This is a genomic window from Halanaerocella petrolearia (assembly GCF_054657875.1).
Window position 1 is genome coordinate 1,200,130 of the sequence record NZ_BAAHXW010000001.1, and the last position, 25,025, is coordinate 1,225,154.

A 25,025-nucleotide genomic window follows, 5' to 3' on the forward strand; every position below is an offset into this window, starting at 1 on the left:
AGGTAGCCGTAGTCTTTTTACGTATGTGTATACCTATAGATATAGCTATACATAGACATAGGTATAGCTATATCTATAGGTACACATATTCTACCCCCTTAAATCGCCTACGAGGTTAGCTGGCGGGCTCAGGTTAAAGGGAAACCTTACTAAATCCATTGTACAATGGATTTAGATTCGCCCCAAAAATGGGTCCCCCGCTTTTATATAAAAATATAAAATTCGGCGCTTAACTTAATATTCGATTTTATCTTTTCAGTAGTTTTATTATATCTAATAGGCTTTAATCCTGTCAAGAAAATATTCATATTAGAAATGAAATATAACTACTCCACTTAATCTTCATCTATTTCTTCATAGTCCTCTATATCAATAACATTATCCTCTTTTTCTTCTTTTGATTGAGATTTATTATTCTGTTGAAAATCATAATTATAGCCTTTCATAACTACTTTATCTTTAATCTGACTCTTAACTACCCTTCTAATAGCTCTTCTAGTTACTGGGATAATTAAAGAAAAACCAGTTATATCAGTTAGCAAACCAGGAGTTAATAACATTACCCCACCAATTAAAATCAATAGTCCATCTAACAAACTATCTTTAGGTAATTTAGCACTACTTAAATTACTCTTCACTTTTGAAATTACAGCTAAACCTTGCTGCCTAGCCAGTGATACTCCTATTATACCTGTTCCAGCTACCAACAAAACAGTTAGTGGTAAACCCATATACTCTCCTATTTTAATTAAGAAAGCCAATTCAATTAGTGGAACTAAAGAAAAGAGTAAAAACAATTTCAACATATTTTCTCACCTTCTTTCTATAAAAATAAAAAAGTGCGCAGCTTAATGCTACGCACTTTTAGAATTTAAATTATAAAATCTTAGCTTCTCCACGATAGATTAAACCACGAATACTATCAATTGTTACTACATCACCATCTGCTAACTTATCAGCAGCATTATTAACTCCTACAATTACAGGAAGATCTAGTTTTAGACCTTTGATAGCTGCATGAGAAGTTAAACCAGGATTTTCAGTAATGATTCCGGCTGCTTTCTTAAGAACAGGTAAATAATCATCATCTGTTTCTGGAGCTACTACAATGTCACCTCGTTTAACCTTCTCTTTAGCTTCAGCAGCATTATTAACTATACAGACTTCGCCACTTGCTGCCTTATTACCAACACCTACTCCACGTAGAGCAACTTCTCCTACAATCTCTACTCTTAATAGGTTAGTAGTTCCTGGGATACCAGCTGGTGCTCCAGCAGTAATTACTACTAAATCACCATCATCTACGTATTCAGCTTCCTTAGCAGCAGCAACTGATTCAGAAATCATCTCATCTGTAGATTCAGTAATATCTGCTAATACTGGCTTAACACCCCAAGATAAAATCAACTTATTAAAGACTCGCTTATTAGGAGTTACAGCTACTACTGGTGCATAAGGTCTATGTTTAGATACCATTCTAGCTGTATATCCAGAACGAGTAGAAGTAATAATTGCAGACGCTCCTAATTCATAGGCAGTCTTGCAAGTATCATAACTGATTGAATCAGTTATTGTTCTAGCTGGATTTAATGCTTCTCGATCTAATAACTGACGATATTTTAATGATTTCTCAGTCTCGGTTGCAATATTAGCCATTGTCTCAACTGCTTCAACAGGATAGTCGCCTTTAGCAGTCTCACCAGATAACATTGTTGCATCAGTACCATCATAAATTGCATTAGCTACGTCACTAGCCTCTGCTCTTGTTGGTCGTGGATTATGAATCATTGATTCTAACATTTGTGTAGCAGTAATAACTGGCTTACCAGCTCGATTACACTTATTAATCATCATCTTCTGAGCTGCTGGTACCTTTTCAGCTGGGATTTCCACACCTAAGTCACCACGAGCTACCATTAATCCATCAGCTACTTCTAAAATTTCATCAACATTCTCTACACCTTCTTGGTTCTCAATCTTAGCAATAATATGTATATCAGCATTATGCTCTTCTAAGATTTCTCTAATAGCTAACACATCAGAAGCTTTACGCACAAAAGAAGCTGCAATAAAGTCTACACCCTGCTCAATACCAAACTTAATATCATTTCTATCCTTCTCAGTAATAGCTGGTAATTGTACAGGTACACCTGGTAGATTAACACCTTTTGTAGAACCTAATTCTCCACCATTAATTACCTTACAGATAACATCTGTTTCAGTAATTTCTTTTACCTCTAAACCAATTAATCCATCATCAATTAAGATGGTATCTCCAATAGACATATCCTCTGGTAAACTCTTATAAGAAACAGATACTCTCTCATTGTCTCCGGCAATATCTTCAGTAGTTAAAGCAAAATCTTGCCCATCTTCTAAGACTACATCTTCATCATTCTCTAAGTCTCCAGTTCTAATCTCTGGTCCCTTAGTGTCTAATAATAGAGCTACTGACTTCTCTTTTTCAGCAGATAACTCTCTAATCTTATCTACCTTAGCTCCATGCTCCTCAAAATCACCATGTGAAAAGTTAAGTCGAGCTACATTCATCCCAGCATCAATTAACTGCGATAATGTTTCCTTATCATCACTAGCTGGACCAATAGTACATACTATTTTTGTTTTTCTCATTAACAATTCCCCCTTATATAAGATTAAGTTAAAATATTAGCTAATTTATATAGATTTCTATCTAATTCTTTATTACCTTCAATTGCTTCTTCAATTGGAGATATCTCTACCTTATTATGAATTAAGCCAACCATTTTATTACTTTCACCAGCTAATAACTGATCTACTGCAGCAGCCCCTAATCTACTAGCTAGTAATCTATCACGACCAGTTGGAGCACCACCACGCTGGATATGGCCTAAAATACTTACTCTAGTTTCAAATCCTGTTCGTCCATTAATCTCTCGCCCTAACACAAAAGCTGGACTTTCCCCAGGATTTCTATCAGTTTCAAATTCTATATCACCAAATTCTACTCCTTCTGCTACTAATACAATACTATGAATTTTACCTTCTTCATAATCTTCTTGAATTTGTTCACAAACTTCATCAATATCAAATTCAACTTCAGGTACTAAAATAGATTCTGCTCCTCCAGCTAATCCAGCAGCCAAAGTCAAGAATCCTGCGTGACGACCCATTGCCTCAATTACAAAAGCTCTTTCATGAGAACTAGCTGTATCACGAATTTTAGTAATTGCATCGATAATTGTATTCATAGCAGTATCATAACCAATACTATCATCTGTACAAGCAATATCATTATCAATAGTTGCCGGAACACCAATAGTTTGAATTCCAGTCTCTTGGCTTAATAACATAGCCCCAGTAAAGGAACCATCACCTCCAACAACTACTAATGCTTCAATCCCTTCTTCTTTTAACTTCTTGGCTGCTCTTTGACGTCCTTCTTTTGTTCTAAACTCTTCACAACGAGCAGAGCGTAAGAAAGTACCACCACGCTGGATAATATCACTAACTGAGCTACGATCTAACTTAATAAAATCACCTTCAATGACTCCAGCGTATCCTCTTTTAACACCTACTACTTCCAAACCCTCACTAATGGCTTTACGAACTACTGCTCTAACAGCAGCATTCATACCAGGAGCATCTCCACCACTAGTTAAGACACCTATCTTCTTCATTCTTTTCCCTCCTTAAAATTAAGCTTCTTGTTCTGTATTTACTACTTCCTTTACTTGCTCTTTAATATAACCCATCTGTCTAAATTTATTGTATCTATTATCTAATAGTACTTCTTTATCTAAAGCTTGTAACTCCTTTATTTCTCTTAAAATTCTTTCTTTTAGTAATTGGGCACTACGTTGATAATTCTTATGTGCTCCTCCAGGTGGCTCAGCAATTGTATCATCTATAATTCCTAATTCCAGTAAATCTTGTGCAGTTATCTTTAGTGCCTTAGCTGCTTCTTTAGCTTTATCAGCATCCTTCCAAAGAATAGCAGCACAAGCTTCTGGTGAACAAACAGAGTAATATGTGTATTCTAACATCAATACTTTATCACCTACACCAATACCTAAAGCTCCACCACTACCTCCTTCTCCTGTAATGATTACAATAATCGGTACTGAAATCCCTGCCATCTCCATCATGTTTTTAGCAACTGCCTCAGCTTGTCCTCTTTCTTCAGCTCCAATACCTGGATAAGCTCCAGGAGTATTAATTAAGGAGATAATAGGTCGTCCAAATTTTTCAGCTTGTTTCATCAAACGTAAGGCTTTACGATAACCTTCTGGATGAGCCATACCAAAGTTACGTTCAATATTATCTTTAGTAGTTTTTCCTTTTTGGTGACCAATAATAGTAACAGGTGTATTATCTATCTTTCCAATACCTCCTACTAAAGCTTGATCATCGCCAAAAGTTCTATCACCATGTAACTCAATAAAATCATCACAAATTGAATCAATATAGTCTAAGGTTGTTGGTCTTTCAGCATGACGAGCAATCTTCAAAATTTCCCATGGTTCTAACTCAGTAAAGATCTCCTGACGTAAATTATCAGCTCTCTTCTCTAGCCTTTCAACTTCATCAGTTAAATCTATATCTTTCTCTCTCATAAAACTATTTAACTCATTAATCTTCTCTTCTAACTCAATAAGAGGTTTTTCAAAATCTAAGTATTCACTCATTACTTGTCACCTCTAGGATAATGAATCTCTAAAATTTTACCTATTGTATTTTTTAATTCAGATCTATCAATTACTTTATCTAACATACCATGCTCCTCTAAAAACTCAGCTGTCTGAAATCCTTCTGGTAAGTCGCGATTAATTGTCTGTTTAATTACTCTTGGGCCAGCAAAACCAATTTTAGAACCAGTCTCACCAATATTAATATCACCTAAAGAGGCAAAACTAGCTGAAATACCACCATAAGTTGGATCAGTTAAGACAGAAATATACAACCCTCCAGCTTCATCAAATCTCTTTAAAGCAGCACTTGTCTTAGCCATCTGCATTAAAGATAACATACCTTCATACATTCTAGCACCACCGCCACCACCAGCTACAATAACTAATGGTAACTCTCTTTCTAAAGCTCTTTCAATAGTTCGAGTTACCTTCTCTCCTACAACTGAATTCATACTTCCCATTAAAAAACGAGAGTCTAATGCGGCTACAGAAACTTGATAGCCATTTATTTGACCAATACCAGAAATTACTGCTTCTTTAAGACCTGTCTTTCCTTGATACTTATCAATTTTATCTTCATAATCAGGGAAATTCAAAGGGTTTTCTGCCTCTAAATCAGCATCATACTCTTCAAAAATACCTTCATCTACCAATAAAGAAACTCTCTCTGTTGCAGTTAATCTGAAATGATTTCCACATTCAGGGCAGACTTTTAAATTTTTAGCCAATTTTTTATTAAAAATTATTTCTTCGCATTCTTGACACTTAGTCCATAGATCCTCTGGCATATCTTTTTTATCTGTATCCTCACCTTCTTGTCGACGAGGACGTCTTTTCTGTTCTACAGTTACGTACTTTGATTTATTGCCGAAAAGATCTTTTAGCAAACCTAACACCCCACTCCTTATGCTTCTTGATTAACTCTAATATTATTATTAGCAAAATACTTATTAAAAACACACTACTCTAAAAAAAATAACCAGCACGACGAACTGCTGGTCATATTATAACACAAAATACGCAAAATGCAACTGACTTAACATTATTTTCAAAATATTATAGACAATTTTATTTAATTAGTAATTGGTAAAAATAAGAGTCCTTTTTAATTCGATTACAAAATGATACTTAATTGATATAAAGTGGCACTTTCATGCCACAGCTATCTGTCGTCTGCTATGAGTAGATGGTCTTTATCACGAAGAGTTTCTATGAAACTCGTAGGGTGAGCCAAATCAAATTCAAAACCACAGATATATTTTGACTCTTTAGAATATTGGAATTGTAAGAATTTATTTTTTGAATTTAAAGATTTTGAACTCCTATGAGTCCTATGGACTCTACGTGAAGATCTGCTGATAGCACACAGCAGACAGCAGATAGCTGACGACTTACCATCAACTCTTCAACGGAACTTTTAATTGAGCAATAAACTGACCAACTTGCTGAACTAAATCATAATTATTTTCTGGAACTAGATCTAAGTTAGCCTCTATTTCTTTAATAATAGCACTACCAACAATTATACCATCAGCAAACTGAGCTATATTTTCTACATGCTCTGGAGTGGAGATACCAAAGCCAACAGCTACTGGAGTAGTAGTCAATTCCTTTACCTGCTTAACTACTTCTTCTACTTGATTAGAAACCTCTCTTCTTGTCCCTGTCGTTCCTAAGGTAGAAACAGCATAAATAAATCCTTCAGATGCTTGAGCCACCTCTTTAATTCGCTGTTGATTACTACTTGGGGCTACTAGCAAGATAATATCTAACTCATTACTAACAGCTCTTAACTCTTTATCTTCTCCTAATGGTAGATCTGGAATTATTACTCCATCAACTCCGACCTCTTCACTTTTTTGCACAAATTTTTCTAAGCCATAATTAAAGACAGAGTTGTAATAACCCATTAAGATAATAGGGATTTCACTTTCTACTCTGATTTCTGCTACTAATTTAAAGATATCATCTAAGTTAATATTATGTCTTAAACTACGTTGCCCTGCTTGTTTGATTGTTGGCCCGTCAGCTAAGGGGGTAGAATAAGGGATACCTAATTCAATTATATCTGCTCCTTGTTTTTCAGCTTCTAAAACCATTTCTTTAGTTAACTCTATAGTAGGGTCTCCAGCCATTAAAAAAGGGATAAATGGTTTCTCTTCTTCTTTTCTTAGCTTAATAAAAGCGTCTTTGATTTTACTCATTTTTTCAGCTCCTAACTTCCTTAAAATTTTGATAGATTAGTGTGACTTAACCGATATCTTTTTCCAGTTCTTATGGACTCTCATTGAAGTTTAAAACTTTACTTTTAATTATTATCTATATTTGTACGCCCAATTTTTCTGCTACTGTATAAACATCTTTATCTCCCCGTCCAGATACATTAACAATAATTATTTCTTCTTGATCTAATTGAGGGGCCAACTTTTGAGCATAAGCCAAAGCATGAGAACTTTCTAGAGCTGGTATAATTCCTTCTACTTCTGATAATAGTTGAAAAGCCTCTACTGCTTCTTGGTCAGTAACTCCTTTATAATCAGCTCTACCTAATTCTTTTAGATGACTATGTTCTGGGCCAACTCCTGGATAATCAAGTCCTGCTGAAATAGAATGAGCTGGCTGAATCTGTCCATAATCATCCTGTAAAACATAGCTTTTAGCACCATGTAAAATTCCTGGACTACCTTGTGATATAGTAGCAGCATGTTTATCAGTATCAACACCTTCTCCTGCTGCTTCTGCTCCTATCATTTTCACCTCTTGATCATCTATGAATTCATGGAATAAACCAATAGCATTACTTCCACCACCAACACAAGCTACTAAGTAATCCGGTAGACAACCCTCTGCTTCTAAAATCTGTTCTCTAGCTTCTCGGCCAATTACAGACTGAAAATCTCTTACAATTGTTGGATAAGGATGAGGGCCAGCTGCTGTTCCAAATAAGTAAAAAGTATCTTCTAAGTTTTCAATCCAATCTTGAATTGCTATATCAATAGCATCACTTAAAGTAGCTGTTCCTGAAGTTACTGGCGTAACCTTGGCCCCTAACAATCTCATTTTAAATACATTTAAGCGTTGTCGTTCAATATCCTCAGCACCCATAAATATCTCACATTCTAGACCAAACATTGCTGCTGCAGTAGCAGTAGCTACCCCATGTTGTCCTGCTCCTGTTTCTGCTATGATTCTTTCTTTGCCCATCTTATCTGCCAATAAGATCTGACCTAGTGTATTATTAATTTTATGAGCTCCCATATGATTTAAATCTTCTCGTTTTAAATAAATCTTGGCTCCACCTAACTTCTTAGTCAATCTTTCTGCATAATACAAAGGACTAGGACGTCCTACATAATCCTTTAGATAATACTCAAATTCTTCTTTAAACTCTGGATCATCTTTATATTTATCATAAGCTTCTTCTAATTCTTCTAAAGCTGGAATCAATAATTCTGGTACATACTTTCCACCAAATTGACCAAATTTATCATTACCCTTAATTTCCTTTGCCATTATCTTCAACTCCCTTTTTATTAGTGTACAATTTACAGTTGACAGTTTACAGTTAAAATCAAGAACAAACCCAAGGTCAAGGACAAGGTTAAGGACAAAATTAAGAACTCCTTATAGTTTATGGATTTAAGTCTCCTCAATCTGAAACTTTTCTAAGCTGATAACTCATAGCTCACAACTCACACTATTTCCTCAGCCTCGACCTCATCCTCAACCTTGAAATCTTTAATTTCATTACTCACTACCCACTACTCACAACTTATAGCTCTCTCAATAAACTCTCTAACTTTCTTTTGGTCTTTCTTCCCTGGCTCTAACTCTACTCCGCTACTAACGTCTATTCCCCAAGGATTTATCTCTTTGATTACTTGAGCTACATTACTAGGCTTTAATCCCCCAGCTACAATTATGTCACCATACCTCTTGGCTTCTTTAGCCAACTCCCAATTAAAGGTCTTGCCTGTTCCTCCTAATTGATCCGGCAGATAAGTATCAAGTAAATATTTATCTACTTGGTATTCTTTTAATTGGTTAAGAGAAGATTTATCCTTAACTCGAAAAGCCTTGATCACAGGTAAGTCAAATTGACTACAAAAGGTAGGAGTCTCATCACCATGTAACTGAATATAATCAAGGCTACAGTTAGCAATTACTTCTTTAATCTCTTCTGCTGACTGATTGGCAAAGACTCCTACCTTCTTAGTATCTACTGGTAGCTGTTTACTAATTCTAATTACATCTTCATTGATTACCTGTCTTGGACTCTCTGCAAAGATAAAACCTACTAAATCAGCTCCACATCTAACTACTTGCCTAGCATCCTCTAAATTAGTTAAACCACAGATTTTAACTCTAGTCATCTTCTCCTCCTTAGATTCAATTGAGATTAAGCTTAAGTTTAAGTTTGAGCAATCCTTAAACCCTTAGTTCTTAGTGTTTTACTTAATCTCAACCTCAAATTAAATAGTTAGGCTTTATATCAACTTTAGACGTTAACTCTCAATTTTCCATTCTCAATTGTCAATTACCCAACAAGTTCCTTCACTTTAGATTTAATATCATTACTTTTCACTAAAGCTTCTCCTACCAAAACACCATCAATATTATGTTTCTCTAATAGACTAATATCTGATCCATCCTTAATACCACTTTCACTAATAATCACCTTATTATCAGGTACTAACCTTTGTAGACCTAAAGTCGTTGCTAAATCAACTTCAAAGACTTTAAGATTACGATTATTAATCCCAATTATATCAGAATCAACTTCTAGAGCCTGTTGTAACTCTTGTCGATTATGGACTTCTAATAAAACATCTAATCCTAAATCAGTAGCTAACTGTAGATAATCTGCTAGCTCTTGTTCAGTCAAAATAGCAGCAATCAATAAGATCGCATCTGCTCCATAAGCTCTAGCTTGATAAATTTGATAAGGATCAATAATAAAATCTTTTCTTAATATAGGTAGACTAACTTTATCCTTTATCTGCTGTAGATAATTTAGTTGACCTTGGAAAAACTCTTGGTCAGTTAAAACAGATATGGCTTTAGCTCCAGCCACTTCATATTGACTAGCAGTTTTTACAGGCTCAAATTCTTCTTTAATTACTCCTTTAGACGGCGATGCTTTCTTTACTTCTGCAATCAGACTCATCCCAGAGTCTTTTAAAGCTGATTTAAAATCACGAGTATCATCTAATCTATTAATTTGAGACTTTAATTCACTTACTGACTTATCTTCTTTCTGCTGCTTTACTTCTTCTCTCTTATGCTTAACTATTTTATCTAAAATCATCTTCTCGCCTCCTCAAATGACAAATTTATATTGTGTCACTATAGGTGACACAGTCGTGAGCTATCTGCAAATAGTTTCTATTACGAAAGGTCTTGGTTTCTAGATCTGAAGGATATGCCATCAGCAGATTTTCACTGAGAGTCCGCAGGACTCATAGGAATTCAAAACCTTCAAATTCAAAATCTAACTCCCTATAAATCCTATATTCTAAAGTTTTAAATGATTTTGACTTTGATTTAGCTCACAGCTCACAGCTCACAGCTCACAGCACATAGCTGATAGCTGATAGCTGTGGCACTAAAGTGCCACTTTAGTTACACTTTTAAATCTTGTTACTCCTAATACTGATTACTAACCTCCACTAACTGCTCTAACTTCTCTAAAGCCAATCCATCATCAATTACCTGAGCAGCAAGCTCTACTCCCTGCTTTAATTCTTCTGCTTTACCTGCTGCCACTAAAGCTGCTGCTGCATTCAAGAGAACAATATCTCGTCTAGAGCCAACTTTTCCAGCCAATATATCCTTAGTAATCTGGGCATTTTCAGTTGGCCCTCCACCTGTTAACTCTTCTGGAGTTGCTTCTGTAAGGCCTAAATCTTCAGGAACTAGGTGGTAGGTTTCTACCTTTCCGCCTTGAAGTTGACTTACCTTTGTCTGACCTACTGTCGATAGTTCATCTAAGCCAGCAAGACCATGAACTACAAAGGCAGCTTCAACACCTAAATTATTCAAAGTATAGGCAATTGGCTCAGTTAGTTCTGGGTCATAAACTCCTAACAATTGGACTTGCGCACTGGCAGGATTAGTTAATGGACCTAACATATTAAAGATAGTTCTAACTCCAATCTCTTTGCGTGGGCCAATAGCATGTTTCATAGCTCGATGGAAGGTTGGAGCATATAAAAAGCCAATTCCTATCCGATCAATACAGTCTCCTACCTCTTCTGGCGTCAGATCTAGATTTACTCCTAACTCTTCTAGTACATCAGCACTACCACTTTTACTAGAGACTGAACGATTACCATGTTTAGCTACAGGAATATCTGCTCCAGCTACTACAAAAGATGTTGTTGTAGAGATATTAAAAGTATCTAAACTGTCACCACCTGTCCCACAGACATCTACTAATAAGTCCTGCTCAGTAACAATTGGTTCTGCCTTATTTCGCATTACCTGAGCTGCTCCTGTAATCTCTGCAATTGTTTCACCTTTTGTTCGTAAAGCAGTAATAAAACTGCCAATCTGAGCATCAGTTGCTTCTCCATCCATAATATTATTCATAGCTCTTCTACTCTCATCTACTGATAAGTCACTACCATTGACTACCTTCTCAATTACTCTTCTCATCTCTTCTCAACCTCCCGAAGTTATAATTTACAATTTAGAATTGATAATTGACAGTTAAAAAACAACTTCAAAACCATTTATAAATTTAGTTTAAGATTAAGTCTGAGCTTAAGTCGATTACTAAATCTATTAGTTTCATGGGTTACTTATGTTTCAACTTAAACTAAAACTCAAGCTTAGACTTAAACTCAATCTAACTTTTGATCTTAACTGTCAACTATAGACTGTTAACTCTTAATAATTTTCTAAAGTTAGAAAATTATCAAGCATCTTCTTCCCTGCTTCTGTCATAATTGACTCAGGATGAAACTGTAGACCATATAACTTACTCTCTTGGTCTCGAATCCCCATAATTAACTCATCTTCTGTCTTTGCTGTTACTTCAAATCTATCAGGTAACGTAGTTGGCTCAATAATTAAAGAGTGATAGCGAGTAGCCTTAAAATCACCAAGACCAGCTAATATATCTCTTTCTAAATCATAATTAATAACTTTAGCCGTCTTGCCATGGACTAACTCAGGTGCTTGCCTAATCTCAGCTCCAAAAGCAGAACCAATTGTTTGATGGCCTAAACAGATACCTAAAATAGGAATCTCTCCTACAAATTCTTTAACTACTTCCAGAGAAATTCCAGCATCTTCAGGTCGACCAGGCCCTGGAGAAATAACAATCTGGTCAGGATTCAAATCTCTAATCTCTCTAATAGTCAGCTCATCATTCCGTCTAACCTCAATTGAATAGCCTAACTCACCAATGAACTGGACTAAATTATAGGTAAAAGAATCATAGTTATCGATTACTAGTACCATTAGAGCCACCTCCTTGAGCCAACTGAACTGCCTCTAGCAAGGCTTGAGCCTTATTTAGAGTCTCTTGATACTCAGCCTCAGGATCAGAATCAGCTACAATTCCCGCTCCTGCTTGCACATATGCTTGATCATCTTTAACTAAGATAGTCCGAATAGTAATACAACTATCTAAGTTACCAGAATAACTAAAATAACCAATACTCCCAGCATAAGGGCCACGTCTAGTAGGCTCTAACTGATCTATTAATTCCATAGCCCTAATCTTTGGTGCTCCAGAAACAGTTCCAGCCGGAAAACAGGCCTCTAGAGCAGAATAGATATCTTCATCTTCGCTAAGTTGGCCCTGTACATTAGAAACTAAGTGCATTACATGAGAATAATACTCTACCTCCATCAACTCTGTAACCTCTACTGTTCCATACTGACTAACACGCCCTACATCATTACGACCTAGATCAACAAGCATAGTATGTTCAGCCCGCTCTTTTTCATCAGATAATAAATCTTGGGCCAACTCTTGATCCTCTTTAGGATTAGCGCCTCTCCTTCTTGTCCCAGCAATTGGTCTATTCTCTACAGTATCATCTTGGGCTCTAACTAATAACTCTGGTGAAGAGCCAACTAATTGAAAGTCACCAAAATTAAGATAATAAAGGTAAGGAGATGGATTTAACCTCCTTAACTGTCGATAAATAGTAAAAGAATCAGTAGTAATTGGCATCTTTAAGCGCTGTGATAAGACTATTTGAAATATATCTCCTTGCGCAATATATTCTTTAGCCTGTTTAACACTATCCATAAACTCTTGTTTGCTATAATTTGATGTATACTCTATCTCTGATTCAGTTTCTTCTTTCAACTTCTCATTCTGCTCTTCTAATGGTTGCTGTAATTTAGTTATTATATCTTCAATCTTCTTTTGAGCTATCTGATAATCTTGACTTGGATCATCTCCTATTTTAACATTAGTTACTACTTTTAAAGTATGGTAGAGATGATCAAAGATTAGAACTGTATCACTGACTACAAATAGCATCTCAGGTAATTCTAAATCATCTTTAGTCTGTTGGGGAATATCTTCAAAATACTTAACAACATCATAACCTAAATAGCCAACTGCCCCTCCATAGAACATAGGCAGATCATCTACTTCATGAGCTTGATAATCTTTTAGTAAAGCCTTTAAATCATCTAAAGGATTATCTGTTTCTCTTTCTTCTATTATTTCTCCAGATTTATCTTCAAGAGTTACCAATCCGTCTTTACAACTGATTAAGGCATGATAATCAAGACCAATAAAAGAGTAACGTCCTAAATTTTGGCCCTGTTCTACACTCTCTAATAAATAAGAATAAGCTCCTTGGTCCAACTTCTTAAAAGCCGAAACTGGTGTCTCTAAATCGGCCATTAATTCCTTATAAACAGGAACCAACTTTCCTTTTTCACTTAGACTTATAAATTCTTCTTTATTAGGATACAAACTTGACCTCTCCTCTCTGCTCAGCTCAACTTTTGTTGTAAATAATTCAAAAAATAAAAGAAGGCCAACAGATTTGAGTCTGCTGGCCCTGATAAATAGATATAGGTATACCACTCCCTAAATTAGATATACCTATCCCTAGGCTCTGCTTAACTTGACTCACCTCAACTCAACTCTGCTCTACTCAGCTAAAATATGTTATTTTTCTCAACTCATCTCATCATCTATTCTAATCTCTATCTATTCTGACTCTACTTCACCGTGCTTTGTCATCATCTTTGCTTTACCTCTAATCTTAATTGCAGAAGTATGTTGTGTAAATTGAGCAACCATTACTTCTCCTTCATCTAACTTCTCTGTATGATGAAACTTTGTCTGTTGACCACGAGTTAAACCGATAATTGTTACGCCATCTTCTAAGGCTTTTACAATTATATAATCTTCATTATTATTTGTATTCTCAGACATTTCCATTTATATCCACCTCATTATTTACTCTAACAATATCGACTTATTATTAATAATAAACTATCTTCCTTTTCTTGTCAAGAAAAACTATTCTCCTAAGTTAGATAAGAGATAAATAGTTGCTATTCCTAAAACAAAAGATATTACTGCTCCTATTCCAAGTTGAAAACCAATTACACTACGCATTGATCCTAAGATTAAACCTGTTAAAAAAGCCATTAACAACATTCGAAAGTTATCCAATAAGTAGGATAGAACCCAAGAAAAGGCTAGTAAACCACTTCCTACTCCTAAACCGAAGATAGCCATAACTGATAGGTTAAAAGCACTAATGGCCTCTAAAACTCCTTGGTATAGTCCTAACATAATCAGTATTGTTCCACCACTAACTCCAGGTAGAATCATAGCTACACTACCAACTGCTCCACCAAAAAATAATTTAGTTCCAGAAATAGCAGTAACTCCTCCTGTTCCTTCTAACTCTACTGAATAAAATAAGGCTAATACTAGACCTAAACTACCTAACAAGATTGTTTTTAAATTAAACTCTTTAACTTCAGCAAAGGTTACCTTACTAGAGGCAAAAATCAACCCTAATAAAAAAGCCTTAACTAAGCTAGGATGGCTTTCTAGTAAAGAGGTAATTACTTTCGAACTGGCTAAGACTCCTGCTACAGCTCCTAAGAATATTGGCCCTAAAATCCAGACTCTAATTCTCTTAATTCCGCTAATTAAAAGATCATAGATACCTAAGACTAAGGCCATAGTGCCTCCACTAATTCCAGGCAAAGTATTAGACATTCCAATTGGAATACCCTTAATGAATAATTCTATTAACTGTTGTATTCTACTTTCCTTATCCACTACTAGTCCCTCCACTTATAAACACAGGATTAATAACTGCTAAAAAAATTAATTTATTATCTAATTTTAATTACAAAGTGACATAGTTATTAGCCATGTGTTGTGTGTCATGAGTCAAATCAAAACCATTACATTCAAAGCCTAACCCTCACAAAAGCTCTTACTTTAAAAATTTGAACTGTTTTATAATTTTGGTTTTGAATTAGCCCATAGCTCAAAGCTCATAGCCCATGACTCACAGCTCATTACTACGATACTTCACTCTCTTCTAACTCTTCATTTCTCTTCTGATGAGCAATTCTAGCTGACGCTGCTGATGCAATCCCTGCTACTAAATCATCTAGGAAGGTATTTACTTTATCTTTTGTAGTATCTAACTCCTTCATAATTCCAATTTTATCTTTATCTAGATAACCAAAGCTAGTAAATCCTACACTACCATAAATATTAGCTATTGCTAAAGCTAGGCTTTCATCAACACCATACAATGGTTCATCACTCTTAATGATCTCTGCTAAAGAACCTTCTATCTGCCCCTCTTCTACCAATTTATCTAACTCTATTCCTGTCAATAATGTATATTGTACTTCCCGTTTGTTTAATACTTGCTCTACTGAGTAAAAACATTCTTCTAATGTTAAATCTTTACTATAAGGCTTCTGTAACTGATAAACTACCTCTGCAATATCAGATAATTCTACTCCTCGATTTTGCAACTTCTCGATTATCTCTTTTTTTAACTTCATAGTTATCTCCCTCCTGATATATATATTATATGCATCTTGATTAAAATAAGTGCTTAGCTCCTAGTTTGTCTAACTCATGACTCAATTGACTACTAGCCTGTAATTGATACTGATTATCTAATTTGATACTTACTCTCTGTTTATCAATTACTAAATGTAGATAGACTATTCTATTTCCAGAATAAGCAGTTAATACTTCTTTTAAATCAGATAGCTTATCCTCAGTTGGTTCTTTTAACTGTAGATGTACTATTTGTTCAGAACCTTTATCGACAGTTATATCAGTAATTTCTTTAGCAACTATTTTTCTTTCGTCATTAAGTTGGCCCTTAATAAGTACTCCTTTATCTTCAGCAATTAACTCTTGAGATTCTTTATAAATATCAGGAAATACTATTACATCTATCTCTTCTGTCTCATCTTCTAAAGTTAAAAAGGCCATCTCACGTTTATTCTTAGTTATTACTTCTCGCTTAGATACTATTAGTCCTCCAATAATTACCTTTTCTTGTTCTGAATCTAAATCTACAATCTTCTTATTCCGTTGTTGCTTAATTCGGGGTAAGATCTGCTCTAAAGGGTTACCAGATAAATAAAGACCTAACATCTCCTTTTCTAAAGCTAACAGTTTCTCCTCGGTAAACTCTTCTATCTCTGGTATCTCTACTTTACTTGCTACAAATTGATTATCATCTGCAAATAAATCAGAAAAACTAGTCTGACCATTACTCTGCTCTTTTTGTACCTTTTGAGCTTGTTTAAATACTTTAGGTAATACCTCTAATAGCTGAGAACGATAATAACCTACAGAGTCAAAGGCACCAGCTTTGATTAAACTCTCTACTACCCGTTGGTTAACACTTCTTAAATCAATTCTCTGGCAAAAGTCAGTTAAACTTTCAAATCCTTTTTCCTCTCTAGCAGAAATGATCTCTTCAATTGCTTTATGGCCTACATGTTTAATTCCTTGCAAACCAAATCTAATCTTATCTTCTTCTACACTAAAACCAAAACGACTATAGTTGACATCAGGAGGCAACACTTCAATTCCTAATTGCTCTACTTCAGTAATATACTCTGCTACCTTATCACTATTTCCAATATGGCTAGTTAATAAAGCAGCCATAAATTCAACTGGATAGTAGGTCTTAAGGTAAGCAGTATAGTAAGACACATGGGCATAAGCTGCACTCATACTACTCTTGTTTTCACAAGCCGATTTTATTAATCGTTGTAGTCTGGACTATATCATACACTCTCTTCTATTTTAGAGGTTCTTTATTATAGTCTCTGAAGGTCCTTCTTTTAATCTTCCATATTTTCTATTCATCTCAAATGGTTTATCATAGATGAATTTATTAAGTATCTTTATATTATCTTGAATAGCCGTTCTTATTAAATAAATACCATTCCATTCATTATCTTTAAATTTAATTTTTAAATCTTTAAAGCCAAGTGACTCAAGGGATTTCAAGCACCATTTTATAAAATCTTTAGATGCAGAACATATAAAAAACTCTTTACCATCTTTTCTAACCCAACCGTCCCCATCAATGATACCTCTTAATATGTATGGTATATATTTATATTCATTTTCTTTTAGATTTGGTCCTTTGCATTTATGAGTTTTATCTTGTACCATTCCATATCTTTTTGTCTGCTTACAATAATAATGACCATACAGATGCAATCTAAACTTTTTCTTAATATTTTCTCCCTTTCTCTTTACTTCTGCATAATCCATACCAATATAATCAGCTAAAAAAGATATGCAATCTTCATCTGCCAAAGACAGCCCTATACCTTTATCTTTTTCTATTAGGTAACCATCAGTAATCATTAATCCAATTAAATAAGCTTTTTCTTCTGAATCTATTATAGTTAAATCAAAACTATAATAATCAGTTAATAAAGTACATGATTTCTTATAACTCCTTCTTTTAACATTATGCTTATTTAAAATATCAGAAATTGATTTACCAGTTTTATAGCCAAACTTTACTCTTATTTCCTCCAATGATTTTCCTCTTTTATATAGTTTTATTATTTCCTTCTCTTGAGCTCTTGAAGTATAAGATTGACTATATCGGTTTCTTGTTTTCTTTTTAATATTATTTTTATGAGCTAAATTCATTAATGCTCTTTTGGTTGTATTTATTCCAAATCTCTTCTTTAAATACCATACAACTTTATCAGTATCATAGAATTCTGAATATAGTTTAAGAATAACCCTTTTTTGATATGACGTATATTTAAACCTATTATCATAGTTTACAGATTTTAATATTTTTCTTATTTTTACATTAGTTATTTTATCGCCATACATTGTTTTGATTTTCTTTTCTATCACTCTATGTGTTAAACCTTCATATTCGAATTTTACTATTCTCTTGATAATATTTTTATTCATTGCCATCATTTTCTTTCGTTTTTTCAATATGAAGATCAAGCACTCTTCTTATATATTCAGCTCTTGAAATTCCCTTTTTCTTTGATAAATTATCAAGATCTTCAATCATGACTTTTGATAAATGAATATTTGTTCTTTTCATATTTTCATCCTTTCTTTATTTCATATGTATATAATATACAACTTAGTATGTATATTATACACACCTCCTTAGAAATTTTTCATTAATAAAGGATGAATTATAATAAATTAAAAGAAGTTTCCCTGCGAATTGCCCAATCCTTAAATTTATTACCATATCATTGTGATTAACAACACCCTCTCAACTGTTACCAGTTGAGGTTGGTATTTAAGGCTCTAAGGGGTTTCTCGCAATTTAAAAAATTTGTCCATAGTAAGTCACCTTACTAGGCCACAATATATTTATGGGCCTTATTAAAGCCATACCCACTAAAATATTCAATTAACTCAAATAACTCTTCAGCTAAATCTTGACTATAACCATTGTTTATTGTGCCTGCAACAAACTCTTTCTGTTGCTGTTTCATGGCTTTTTCTTTCTTCTTACTAATGACGCGCCGCAAGATATCTGCCTCGCCAAGAGAATAGCCAGCTATCTGCTGAACAATCTGCATTACCTGTTCTTGATAAAGAATTACTCCATAAGTTGGTTCAAGAATCTCCTCCAAATCAGGATGAGGATACTCTATCTCCTCTTCACCAGGGCGCCTAGCAATAAAGTCATCTACCATGCCACTACCTAATGGTCCTGGTCGATAAAGGGCCAACAAGGCAATAATATCCTCTATCTCTTCTGGTTTCAGCTTAGCAATTAAATGTTGCATTCCTTCACTCTCTAACTGAAAAACACCTAGAGTATCACCAGTACTCAACATTTCAAAGACCTGTTGGTCATTAAAAGGAATATCTTCTAATTCAAGATCTACTCTCTGAGTCTCTGCAATCAAATCTAAAGTCTTATTAAGGACTGTTAAAGTCCTCAGTCCTAAAAAGTCCATCTTTAGTAGTCCTAGTTCTTCTAAATCTCCCATAGCATACTGAGTAGTAACTTCACCATCATTCTGATAAAGTGGAGTATAATTAGTCAACTCCTCTTTAGTAATTACTACTCCAGCAGCATGGGTAGAAGCATGGCGTGGTAATCCTTCAATACCATGAGCATAATCAATGATTTCTTTAACTCCATCATCTGACTGATATAACTTCTCTAACTCTTCTGATTCAGATAAAGCTTCTTTAATATCTATTCCTAAATTATTAGGAATTGCTTTAGCCACCTGATCAATCTTATCATAATTAATTCCTAAGACTCGTCCTACATCACGAATTGCTGCCTTAGCAGCCATTGTTCCAAAGGTAATAATCTGAGCTACCTTATCTTGTCCATACTTTTCGGTTACATAATCTATTACTTCATCCCGCCGTTCATAACAGAAATCAATGTCAATATCTGGCATTGAAACTCGAGCAGGATTTAAAAAGCGTTCAAATAATAGATCATACTCTAAAGGATCAATATCTGTAATATCTAAAGCATAAGATACTAAACTAGAAGCTGCACTACCACGACCTGGGCCAACTATAATACCATTCTCTTTAGCATAGCGAACAAAATCACGAACAATTAAAAAGTAAGCTGGATAGCCCATCTGATTAATCACTTCTAACTCATACTCTAGCCTATCTTCAATCTTAACTGTCATATGATCATACTTCTCTTCTATACCTTGATAGGCCAGTTTACGAAGATAAGACTCTAAGCTCTCACCTGCTGGAATCTCATAATCAGGTAATAAGGTCTTATCAAAGTCTAAATCTAGATTACACCTGTTAGCAATCTGAATAGTATTTTCAACTGCCTCTGGATAATCTATAAAAGTTTCTTCCATCTCTTCTGCTGACTTAAAATAAAATTGATCATTAGGAAATTGCAGACGATCTTCATCATCCACATCTTTACCAGTCTGAATAGCTAATAAGACATCATGGATCTGAGCATCATCTTGGTTGAGATAATGCACATCATTAGTAGCTACTAAAGGAATCTCTAACTCCTGACTTAACTTAACTAACTCAGTATTAACCTGTCTCTCTTCAGCTAAACCATGATCTTGTATCTCTAAAAAGAAGTTAGTTGGCCCAAAAATATTTCTATAATCTAAAATTACATCTTGGGCCTGTTCAAACTGTCTATTTTGAATTAAAGTAGCTACTTCACCTGCTAGACAACTACTTAAACAGATCAACCCATCATTATATTCTCTTAATAACTTTTTATCTACACGTGGTTTATAATAAAAACCATCTAAAAAGCTTTTAGATACCAGCTGTAACAGGTTATGATAGCCTTGGTTATTCTCAGCTAGTAAGACTAAATGGTGTAATTGATTATTACGTGCATCTTTCTGCTGATGGTTATCTGTTACATATACTTCACAACCAATAATTGGCTTAACTCCTGCTTCTTTCAGTTGGCGATAAAACTTAATAGCGCCATACATTACTCCATGATCAGTTAAAGCAACAGCAGGCATGTCATATTCCTTGGCCTGTTTAGCTAATTCATCTATTCTTACTGCTCCATCTAACAAGCTATATTCAGTATGTAGATGAAGATGGACAAAATCAGACATTTATTCACCTCCCTGTTAAGTGTCAATAAAACTAATTACCTATGCTAGTAAGAAACTCTAGCATAAATAGTACTGTTATATATTATTATAACATTCTTTCTAACTAAAGCATAATTCCAGTTTAAGTTAAGTAATTATATTCAATATAGTGTTAGACGAATAACGAGTAATATAGAGAATTAGTAGGTGATACTGTGAAACGGCTCCTTATTGTATTTTTTACCTCTTTAGGAGTAGTCTTAGGCGGATCAATACTTGGTAGTATTGGGGCTACTTTAGCCCAAACATCACCACTAAAAGCCATGCTAGAATTAGCTGAAGAGATCAAACTCTGGGCTGTAGTTACTGCTATTGGTGGAACCTTCTCTAATTTAAAACTATTTGAAGGTGGTATTCTACAAGGAGAGTTTCTAATTATAATTAAACAGTTTATTCTATTAGTAACTGCTTTTTTAGGAGCTCAATTAGGTATTTGGCTGATCTCAATTTTAACTGGAGGAAGTTAAGATGAAGACCAACTTCTTAGCTTTAACTAAACAAGATCTATTACGATCATTGGCTATCTTTATGTTAGGTATAATTATTGGTAGTAGCTTAATTAATATTTGGATTGGCAGAGAGCTAGATCAGTTGATTTATGAAAAGAAACAATTAGTAGCTACTATCAATACTCAACAGACTGAGCTTAAGAGATTAAAGGAGAGTTTAAAAGAAGAAAAACGAACAGTAATTCAAGAGTTAGAGATTAATATTGAAACAGAGCTAGATAAGCATCTTAAACAAGAACTAAAAGAAAAAACCTTTAAGTTGCTTAATAGTCTAATTGGGCGTAATATATCAGAAACTGATGGTAAACTAATAGCCGAAACTATTAATGAGAGAATTATTATTGTAGAAGAAACAAGTTATAAGCTCCAACTAGTCTGGTTAGTAATTCAACCTCAATCTGTAGTTACTGTTGAAGTATTAGAAAAAGACAATTAAAAAAGGCAGCCTAAGCTGCCTTAAAACTAATCAGAAAGTAGATTATCTATTCGTTTAATTGCCTCTTTAAGTTCTTGTTCACTAGTAGCATAAGATAACCTTAAATAGCCTGCTTTACCAAAGAATGAACCAGGTATAGTAGCTACCCCAGCTTCTTGTAGTAATACAGTAGCTAATTCTTTATCATCTGTTATTTTTTGACCTGCTATTTCTTCTCCTAAAGTATCTTCTACATTAACAAAGAGATAGAAAGCACCTGCTGGCTTGTTAACCTTTAAACCAGAAACATTATTTACAGTTTCTACAACTAGATCTCTTCTTTTTCTAAAGGAGTCTCTCATATTCTGCGTTGGTTTTTGAGAACCTGTCAAAGCAGCCACACTAGCCTTCTGTGCTATTGAATTGGCATTGGAAGTACTATGACTCTGTAGACAACCCATAGCTTCAATAACCTCTTGTGGGCCAACTGCATAACCAATTCGCCAACCAGTCATAGCATACGCCTTAGAAACTCCATCAATAACTACTGTCTGTTCTTTGATCTTAGCACCTAGAGAAGCTATACTGACAGCTTCCTCCTCATAAGTAACCTTATGATAAATCTCATCAGAAATAATCATAACTTCTTCCTCTAAAGCTACTTGAGCAATCTCTTCTAACTCTTCTCGAGTATAGACAGCTCCTGTAGGGTTACTAGGACTATTTAAAATTAAGACTTTTGTCTGAGAAGTGATTGCCTCTTTAAACTCTTGTGCAGTCAGTTTAAAATCATTCTCTTCTTTCGTCTCAACTGCTTTAGTCTTCCCTCCAGCAAACTTAATCTGTTCTGGATAACTAACCCAGTAGGGAGCAGGTAAAATAACCTCATCTCCCTCATCAACTAAAGTCTGTAGTGCCAAAAACAAAGCATACTTGGCCCCTGGAGAAACTATTACTTGATTATTATTATAATCAAGCTCTTTCTCCTCTTTAAACTGTTTAACAACTGCCTCTCTTAAATCTTCAATTCCTGGTGTAGCTGTATAAGTAGTAAAACCTTCTTCAATAGCCTCTTGGGCTGCTTGATTAATATGTTGGGGAGTAGCAAAATCTGGTTCACCTGCTCCTAAACTGATTACATCCTCACCTTGCTGACTCAACTCTTTAGCTTGAGCACTAATTGCTAATGTTGGCGAAGCATTAATCTGACTAACCTGCGACGATATTTCCATTCCCACGGCTCCTTTCTTTATTATAATTGACAATTTACAGTTAGATTCAAAATATTATTGATATAAAGTGGCATAAAATGCCACTTTATATCAATTAAATTTCATTTTAAATAATCATTTCGACTTTCAATTAGCAATTATCAATGGGCAATTACTAATCGTTTTTCTGTGCCTTAATCCTTGTCTTTTTATTTAAAATTCTCTTTCTTAACCTAATATTTTCTGGTGTTATCTCTACTAATTCATCACTAGCAATATACTCTAAAGCTTCTTCTAAACTTAGTTCAGTTGCTGGCGTTAAAACCATTGCTTCATCTGAACCAGAAGCACGCATATTATCTAGCTTCTTATTCTTACAAATATTGATATTTAAGTCCTGATCTCGAGCATTGGAACCAACAATCATTCCTTCATAGGCTTTAGTTCCTGGCTCAACAAAGATATCTCCTCTCTCTTGAGCTGTAAAGATACCATATCTAGTTACTTCTCCTTTTCTATCTGCTACAATAGATCCTGTATTAATATCTGGAATTTCACCACAGTAACTATCATAATGAGAGAAACTATGATTTAAAATTCCTTCACCTTTAGTCTTTGTCATAAACTGAGATCTGAAACCAATTAATCCTCGGGCAGGAACTTCAAAAGTTAATCTTAATCTACTCTGGCTAAGATGGGTCATATTCTGCATTTGACCTTTTCTTTCACCTAGTTGCTCCATTACTGAACCCATAAATTCTTCTGGAACATCAATAATAACTTCTTCAATTGGTTCTAATTTCTCTCCATCTTCTTCTTTAAAGATTACTTCTGGTTTAGAAACCTGAAATTCATATCCTTCTCGACGCATTGTTTCAATTAAAATAGCTAAATGTAGTTCACCACGACCAGATACTTTAAAAGTATCTGGATCTAATTCTTCTACTCTTAAAGCTACATTCTGTTCTAACTCATTCATTAGTCTATCTTTTAAATGGCGAGAAGTGACAAATTCTCCTTCTTGGCCAGATAAAGGACTGTCATTGGTAGTAAAAGTCATACTAACAGTTGGCTCTTCAATTTCAATGAAAGGAAGTGCTTCTGGACTCTCTTTATCAGCAATTGTCTCACCAATATTAATTCCTTCCATTCCAGCAAAAGCTATAATATCTCCTACTTTAGCCTCGGATACTTCTTGTCTACCTAATCCTTGATAAGCATATAATTTACTAATCTTTCTATTTTCTATTGAGCCATCTCTTTTACAGATAGCAACTTTTTCTCCTTCTGATACTCGACCACGATTAACCTTTCCTAAAGCCATCCGCCCTACATAATCATTATATTCAATAGTCGTTACAACTGTCTGTAAAGGCTTATCTACTTCTCCTTCTGGTCCAGGAATATGATCAATAATTGACTTAAATAATGGTTCTAAGTCATCATTATCAGAATTTAAATCTTCACGAGCATAACCTTCTAAGGCTGAAGCATAAATAACTGGAAAATCTATCTGCTCCTCTGTAGCACCTAAATCAATAAATAAATCTAACACTTGATCAACTACTTCATCTGGTCGAGCTTCATCACGATCAATCTTATTAACTACTACTACAGGTTTTAAATCCAGCTCTAGCGCCTTAGTCAGAACAAATTTGGTCTGAGGCATTGGCCCTTCAAAAGCATCTACTACTAATAAAACTCCATCTACCATCTTTAAAATTCGTTCTACTTCACCACCAAAATCAGCGTGACCTGGTGTATCAACAATATTTATCTTAGTATCTTTATAATTGACTGATGTATTCTTAGATAAAATAGTAATTCCTCGTTCTCGTTCTAGGTCATTATCATCCATTACTCGTTCTTGTACCTCTTGTTTAGAGTGAAAAATACCACTCTGCTTTAACATTCCATCTACTAAAGTTGTCTTACCATGGTCTACGTGAGCAATAATTGCTATATTACGAATATCATCTCTGACTATCATTAATTTCCTCCTTATTTTTAACCAAAATTCCAAGTTAAGGTTATAATATATAATACCAATTGTCAATAAAACTATTAAATAAGAAAAGAGCACCTAATTAGG

23 protein-coding genes and 1 riboswitch are annotated in these 25,025 nt (G+C 34.5%); of the genes, 2 read left to right on the forward strand and 21 right to left on the reverse strand.

The window, feature by feature from the left end; translation table 11 throughout:
• Positions 1-89: 89 nt before the first annotated feature.
• A riboswitch (cyclic di-AMP (ydaO/yuaA leader) is annotated at positions 90-238 on the reverse strand.
• A gap of 97 nt (positions 239-335) precedes the next feature.
• From ACYQ39_RS06080 to dnaE, 19 genes are all read right to left on the reverse strand, one after another.
• Positions 336-806: an FxsA family protein gene (locus ACYQ39_RS06080; RefSeq protein WP_459841190.1), complete on the reverse strand. Its 471-nt coding sequence runs from the start codon at positions 804-806 to the stop codon at positions 336-338.
• 70 nt (positions 807-876) lie between these two features.
• The gene (gene pyk / locus ACYQ39_RS06085; RefSeq protein WP_459841192.1) at positions 877-2,631 is read right to left on the reverse strand and encodes a pyruvate kinase; all 1,755 of its coding nucleotides are present in this window, start codon (positions 2,629-2,631) and stop codon (positions 877-879) included.
• Between the two features lie 23 nt (positions 2,632-2,654).
• Positions 2,655-3,659 carry a 6-phosphofructokinase gene (gene pfkA / locus ACYQ39_RS06090; protein ID WP_459841194.1) on the reverse strand — a complete coding sequence of 335 codons (1,005 nt, stop codon included), beginning with the start codon at positions 3,657-3,659 and terminating at the stop codon, positions 2,655-2,657.
• Between the two features lie 18 nt (positions 3,660-3,677).
• On the reverse strand, positions 3,678-4,667 hold the full coding sequence (gene accA / locus ACYQ39_RS06095; RefSeq protein WP_459841197.1) for an acetyl-CoA carboxylase carboxyl transferase subunit alpha: 990 nt from the start codon (positions 4,665-4,667) through the stop codon (positions 3,678-3,680).
• Positions 4,667-5,557: an acetyl-CoA carboxylase, carboxyltransferase subunit beta gene (gene accD / locus ACYQ39_RS06100; RefSeq protein WP_459841199.1), complete on the reverse strand. Its 891-nt coding sequence runs from the start codon at positions 5,555-5,557 to the stop codon at positions 4,667-4,669. The genes accA and accD overlap by 1 nt, the downstream gene beginning before the upstream one ends.
• 510 nt (positions 5,558-6,067) lie before the next feature.
• Positions 6,068-6,874 (reverse strand): tryptophan synthase subunit alpha, encoded by an 807-nt coding sequence (trpA, locus tag ACYQ39_RS06105; RefSeq protein ID WP_459841201.1) that lies wholly within the window; start codon positions 6,872-6,874, stop codon positions 6,068-6,070.
• A 115-nt stretch (positions 6,875-6,989) separates the two neighbouring features.
• Positions 6,990-8,171 carry a tryptophan synthase subunit beta gene (gene trpB / locus ACYQ39_RS06110; RefSeq protein WP_459841660.1) on the reverse strand — a complete coding sequence of 394 codons (1,182 nt, stop codon included), beginning with the start codon at positions 8,169-8,171 and terminating at the stop codon, positions 6,990-6,992.
• A gap of 260 nt (positions 8,172-8,431) precedes the next feature.
• Entirely contained in the window at positions 8,432-9,043 is a 612-nt protein-coding gene (locus ACYQ39_RS06115; protein WP_459841203.1) for a phosphoribosylanthranilate isomerase, read from the reverse strand.
• A gap of 164 nt (positions 9,044-9,207) precedes the next feature.
• The gene (gene trpC / locus ACYQ39_RS06120; protein ID WP_459841205.1) at positions 9,208-9,978 is read right to left on the reverse strand and encodes an indole-3-glycerol phosphate synthase TrpC; all 771 of its coding nucleotides are present in this window, start codon (positions 9,976-9,978) and stop codon (positions 9,208-9,210) included.
• Between the two features lie 338 nt (positions 9,979-10,316).
• Entirely contained in the window at positions 10,317-11,327 is a 1,011-nt protein-coding gene (gene trpD / locus ACYQ39_RS06125) for an anthranilate phosphoribosyltransferase (RefSeq protein WP_459841206.1), read from the reverse strand.
• Positions 11,328-11,561: 234 nt separating this feature from the next.
• Complete coding sequence (locus ACYQ39_RS06130; RefSeq protein ID WP_459841208.1) at positions 11,562-12,137, reverse strand: anthranilate synthase component II; 576 nt, start codon at positions 12,135-12,137, stop codon at positions 11,562-11,564.
• Positions 12,118-13,617, reverse strand: coding sequence for an anthranilate synthase component I (gene trpE / locus ACYQ39_RS06135; RefSeq protein WP_459841210.1), 1,500 nt, complete (start codon positions 13,615-13,617; stop codon positions 12,118-12,120). Before trpE ends, ACYQ39_RS06130 begins: the two co-directional genes overlap by 20 nt.
• A 240-nt stretch (positions 13,618-13,857) precedes the next feature.
• On the reverse strand, positions 13,858-14,085 hold the full coding sequence (gene mtrB, locus ACYQ39_RS06140; protein ID WP_459841662.1) for a trp RNA-binding attenuation protein MtrB: 228 nt from the start codon (positions 14,083-14,085) through the stop codon (positions 13,858-13,860).
• 87 nt (positions 14,086-14,172) lie between these two features.
• A complete protein-coding gene (locus ACYQ39_RS06145) occupies positions 14,173-14,949 on the reverse strand; it encodes a DUF368 domain-containing protein (RefSeq protein ID WP_459841212.1) in 777 nt (258 codons plus the stop codon).
• Between the two features lie 248 nt (positions 14,950-15,197).
• The gene (locus tag ACYQ39_RS06150) at positions 15,198-15,695 is read right to left on the reverse strand and encodes a phosphatidylglycerophosphatase A family protein (RefSeq protein ID WP_459841213.1); all 498 of its coding nucleotides are present in this window, start codon (positions 15,693-15,695) and stop codon (positions 15,198-15,200) included.
• Between the two features lie 40 nt (positions 15,696-15,735).
• A complete protein-coding gene (locus ACYQ39_RS06155) occupies positions 15,736-16,890 on the reverse strand; it encodes a DUF655 domain-containing protein (RefSeq protein ID WP_459841215.1) in 1,155 nt (384 codons plus the stop codon).
• A gap of 72 nt (positions 16,891-16,962) precedes the next feature.
• Positions 16,963-18,111, reverse strand: a complete 1,149-nt coding sequence (locus tag ACYQ39_RS06160; protein ID WP_459841217.1) for an LAGLIDADG family homing endonuclease — start codon at positions 18,109-18,111, stop codon at positions 16,963-16,965.
• A complete protein-coding gene (locus tag ACYQ39_RS06165) occupies positions 18,098-18,247 on the reverse strand; it encodes a ribbon-helix-helix protein, CopG family (protein WP_459841219.1) in 150 nt (49 codons plus the stop codon). The genes ACYQ39_RS06160 and ACYQ39_RS06165 overlap by 14 nt, the downstream gene beginning before the upstream one ends.
• 265 nt (positions 18,248-18,512) lie before the next feature.
• The gene (gene dnaE, locus ACYQ39_RS06170) at positions 18,513-20,759 is read right to left on the reverse strand and encodes a DNA polymerase III subunit alpha (protein WP_459841220.1); all 2,247 of its coding nucleotides are present in this window, start codon (positions 20,757-20,759) and stop codon (positions 18,513-18,515) included.
• 194 nt (positions 20,760-20,953) lie between these two features.
• On the opposite strand from dnaE, the gene ACYQ39_RS06175 reads away from it, so the two are divergent.
• Both ACYQ39_RS06175 and ACYQ39_RS06180 read left to right on the forward strand, forming a co-directional pair.
• Complete coding sequence (locus ACYQ39_RS06175) at positions 20,954-21,265, forward strand: YtrH family sporulation protein (protein ID WP_459841222.1); 312 nt, start codon at positions 20,954-20,956, stop codon at positions 21,263-21,265.
• A gap of 1 nt (position 21,266) precedes the next feature.
• Positions 21,267-21,743, forward strand: coding sequence for a sporulation membrane protein YtrI (locus tag ACYQ39_RS06180; RefSeq protein ID WP_459841223.1), 477 nt, complete (start codon positions 21,267-21,269; stop codon positions 21,741-21,743).
• Positions 21,744-21,769: 26 nt separating this feature from the next.
• On the opposite strand, the gene ACYQ39_RS06185 is transcribed toward ACYQ39_RS06180, so the two are convergent.
• Together ACYQ39_RS06185 and typA are read right to left on the reverse strand one after the other, a co-directional pair.
• Positions 21,770-22,954 (reverse strand): pyridoxal phosphate-dependent aminotransferase, encoded by a 1,185-nt coding sequence (locus ACYQ39_RS06185; protein ID WP_459841226.1) that lies wholly within the window; start codon positions 22,952-22,954, stop codon positions 21,770-21,772.
• A 154-nt stretch (positions 22,955-23,108) separates the two neighbouring features.
• Positions 23,109-24,923, reverse strand: coding sequence for a translational GTPase TypA (typA, locus tag ACYQ39_RS06190; RefSeq protein WP_459841228.1), 1,815 nt, complete (start codon positions 24,921-24,923; stop codon positions 23,109-23,111).
• Positions 24,924-25,025 lie beyond the last annotated feature (102 nt).

Excerpts from the sequence above, each read along its gene's own strand:
- ACYQ39_RS06080 (WP_459841190.1), bottom strand. The coding sequence starts at position 806 with ATGTTGAAATTGTTTTTACTCTTTTCTTTAGTTCCACTAATTGAATTG.
- pyk (WP_459841192.1), bottom strand. The coding sequence starts at position 2,631 with ATGAGAAAAACAAAAATAGTATGTACTATTGGTCCAGCTAGTGATGAT.
- pfkA (WP_459841194.1), bottom strand. The coding sequence starts at position 3,659 with ATGAAGAAGATAGGTGTCTTAACTAGTGGTGGAGATGCTCCTGGTATG.
- accA (WP_459841197.1), bottom strand. The coding sequence starts at position 4,667 with ATGAGTGAATACTTAGATTTTGAAAAACCTCTTATTGAGTTAGAAGAG.
- trpA (WP_459841201.1), bottom strand. The coding sequence starts at position 6,874 with ATGAGTAAAATCAAAGACGCTTTTATTAAGCTAAGAAAAGAAGAAGAG.
- ACYQ39_RS06115 (WP_459841203.1), bottom strand. The coding sequence starts at position 9,043 with ATGACTAGAGTTAAAATCTGTGGTTTAACTAATTTAGAGGATGCTAGG.
- trpC (WP_459841205.1), bottom strand. The coding sequence starts at position 9,978 with ATGATTTTAGATAAAATAGTTAAGCATAAGAGAGAAGAAGTAAAGCAG.
- trpD (WP_459841206.1), bottom strand. The coding sequence starts at position 11,327 with ATGAGAAGAGTAATTGAGAAGGTAGTCAATGGTAGTGACTTATCAGTA.
- ACYQ39_RS06130 (WP_459841208.1), bottom strand. The coding sequence starts at position 12,137 with ATGGTACTAGTAATCGATAACTATGATTCTTTTACCTATAATTTAGTC.
- mtrB (WP_459841662.1), bottom strand. The coding sequence starts at position 14,085 with ATGTCTGAGAATACAAATAATAATGAAGATTATATAATTGTAAAAGCC.
- ACYQ39_RS06150 (WP_459841213.1), bottom strand. The coding sequence starts at position 15,695 with ATGAAGTTAAAAAAAGAGATAATCGAGAAGTTGCAAAATCGAGGAGTA.
- ACYQ39_RS06155 (WP_459841215.1), bottom strand. The coding sequence starts at position 16,890 with ATGAGTGCAGCTTATGCCCATGTGTCTTACTATACTGCTTACCTTAAG.
- ACYQ39_RS06160 (WP_459841217.1), bottom strand. The coding sequence starts at position 18,111 with ATGGCAATGAATAAAAATATTATCAAGAGAATAGTAAAATTCGAATAT.
- ACYQ39_RS06165 (WP_459841219.1), bottom strand. The coding sequence starts at position 18,247 with ATGAAAAGAACAAATATTCATTTATCAAAAGTCATGATTGAAGATCTT.
- dnaE (WP_459841220.1), bottom strand. The coding sequence starts at position 20,759 with ATGTCTGATTTTGTCCATCTTCATCTACATACTGAATATAGCTTGTTA.
- ACYQ39_RS06180 (WP_459841223.1), top strand. The coding sequence starts at position 21,267 with ATGAAGACCAACTTCTTAGCTTTAACTAAACAAGATCTATTACGATCA.
- ACYQ39_RS06185 (WP_459841226.1), bottom strand. The coding sequence starts at position 22,954 with ATGGAAATATCGTCGCAGGTTAGTCAGATTAATGCTTCGCCAACATTA.
- typA (WP_459841228.1), bottom strand. The coding sequence starts at position 24,923 with ATGATAGTCAGAGATGATATTCGTAATATAGCAATTATTGCTCACGTA.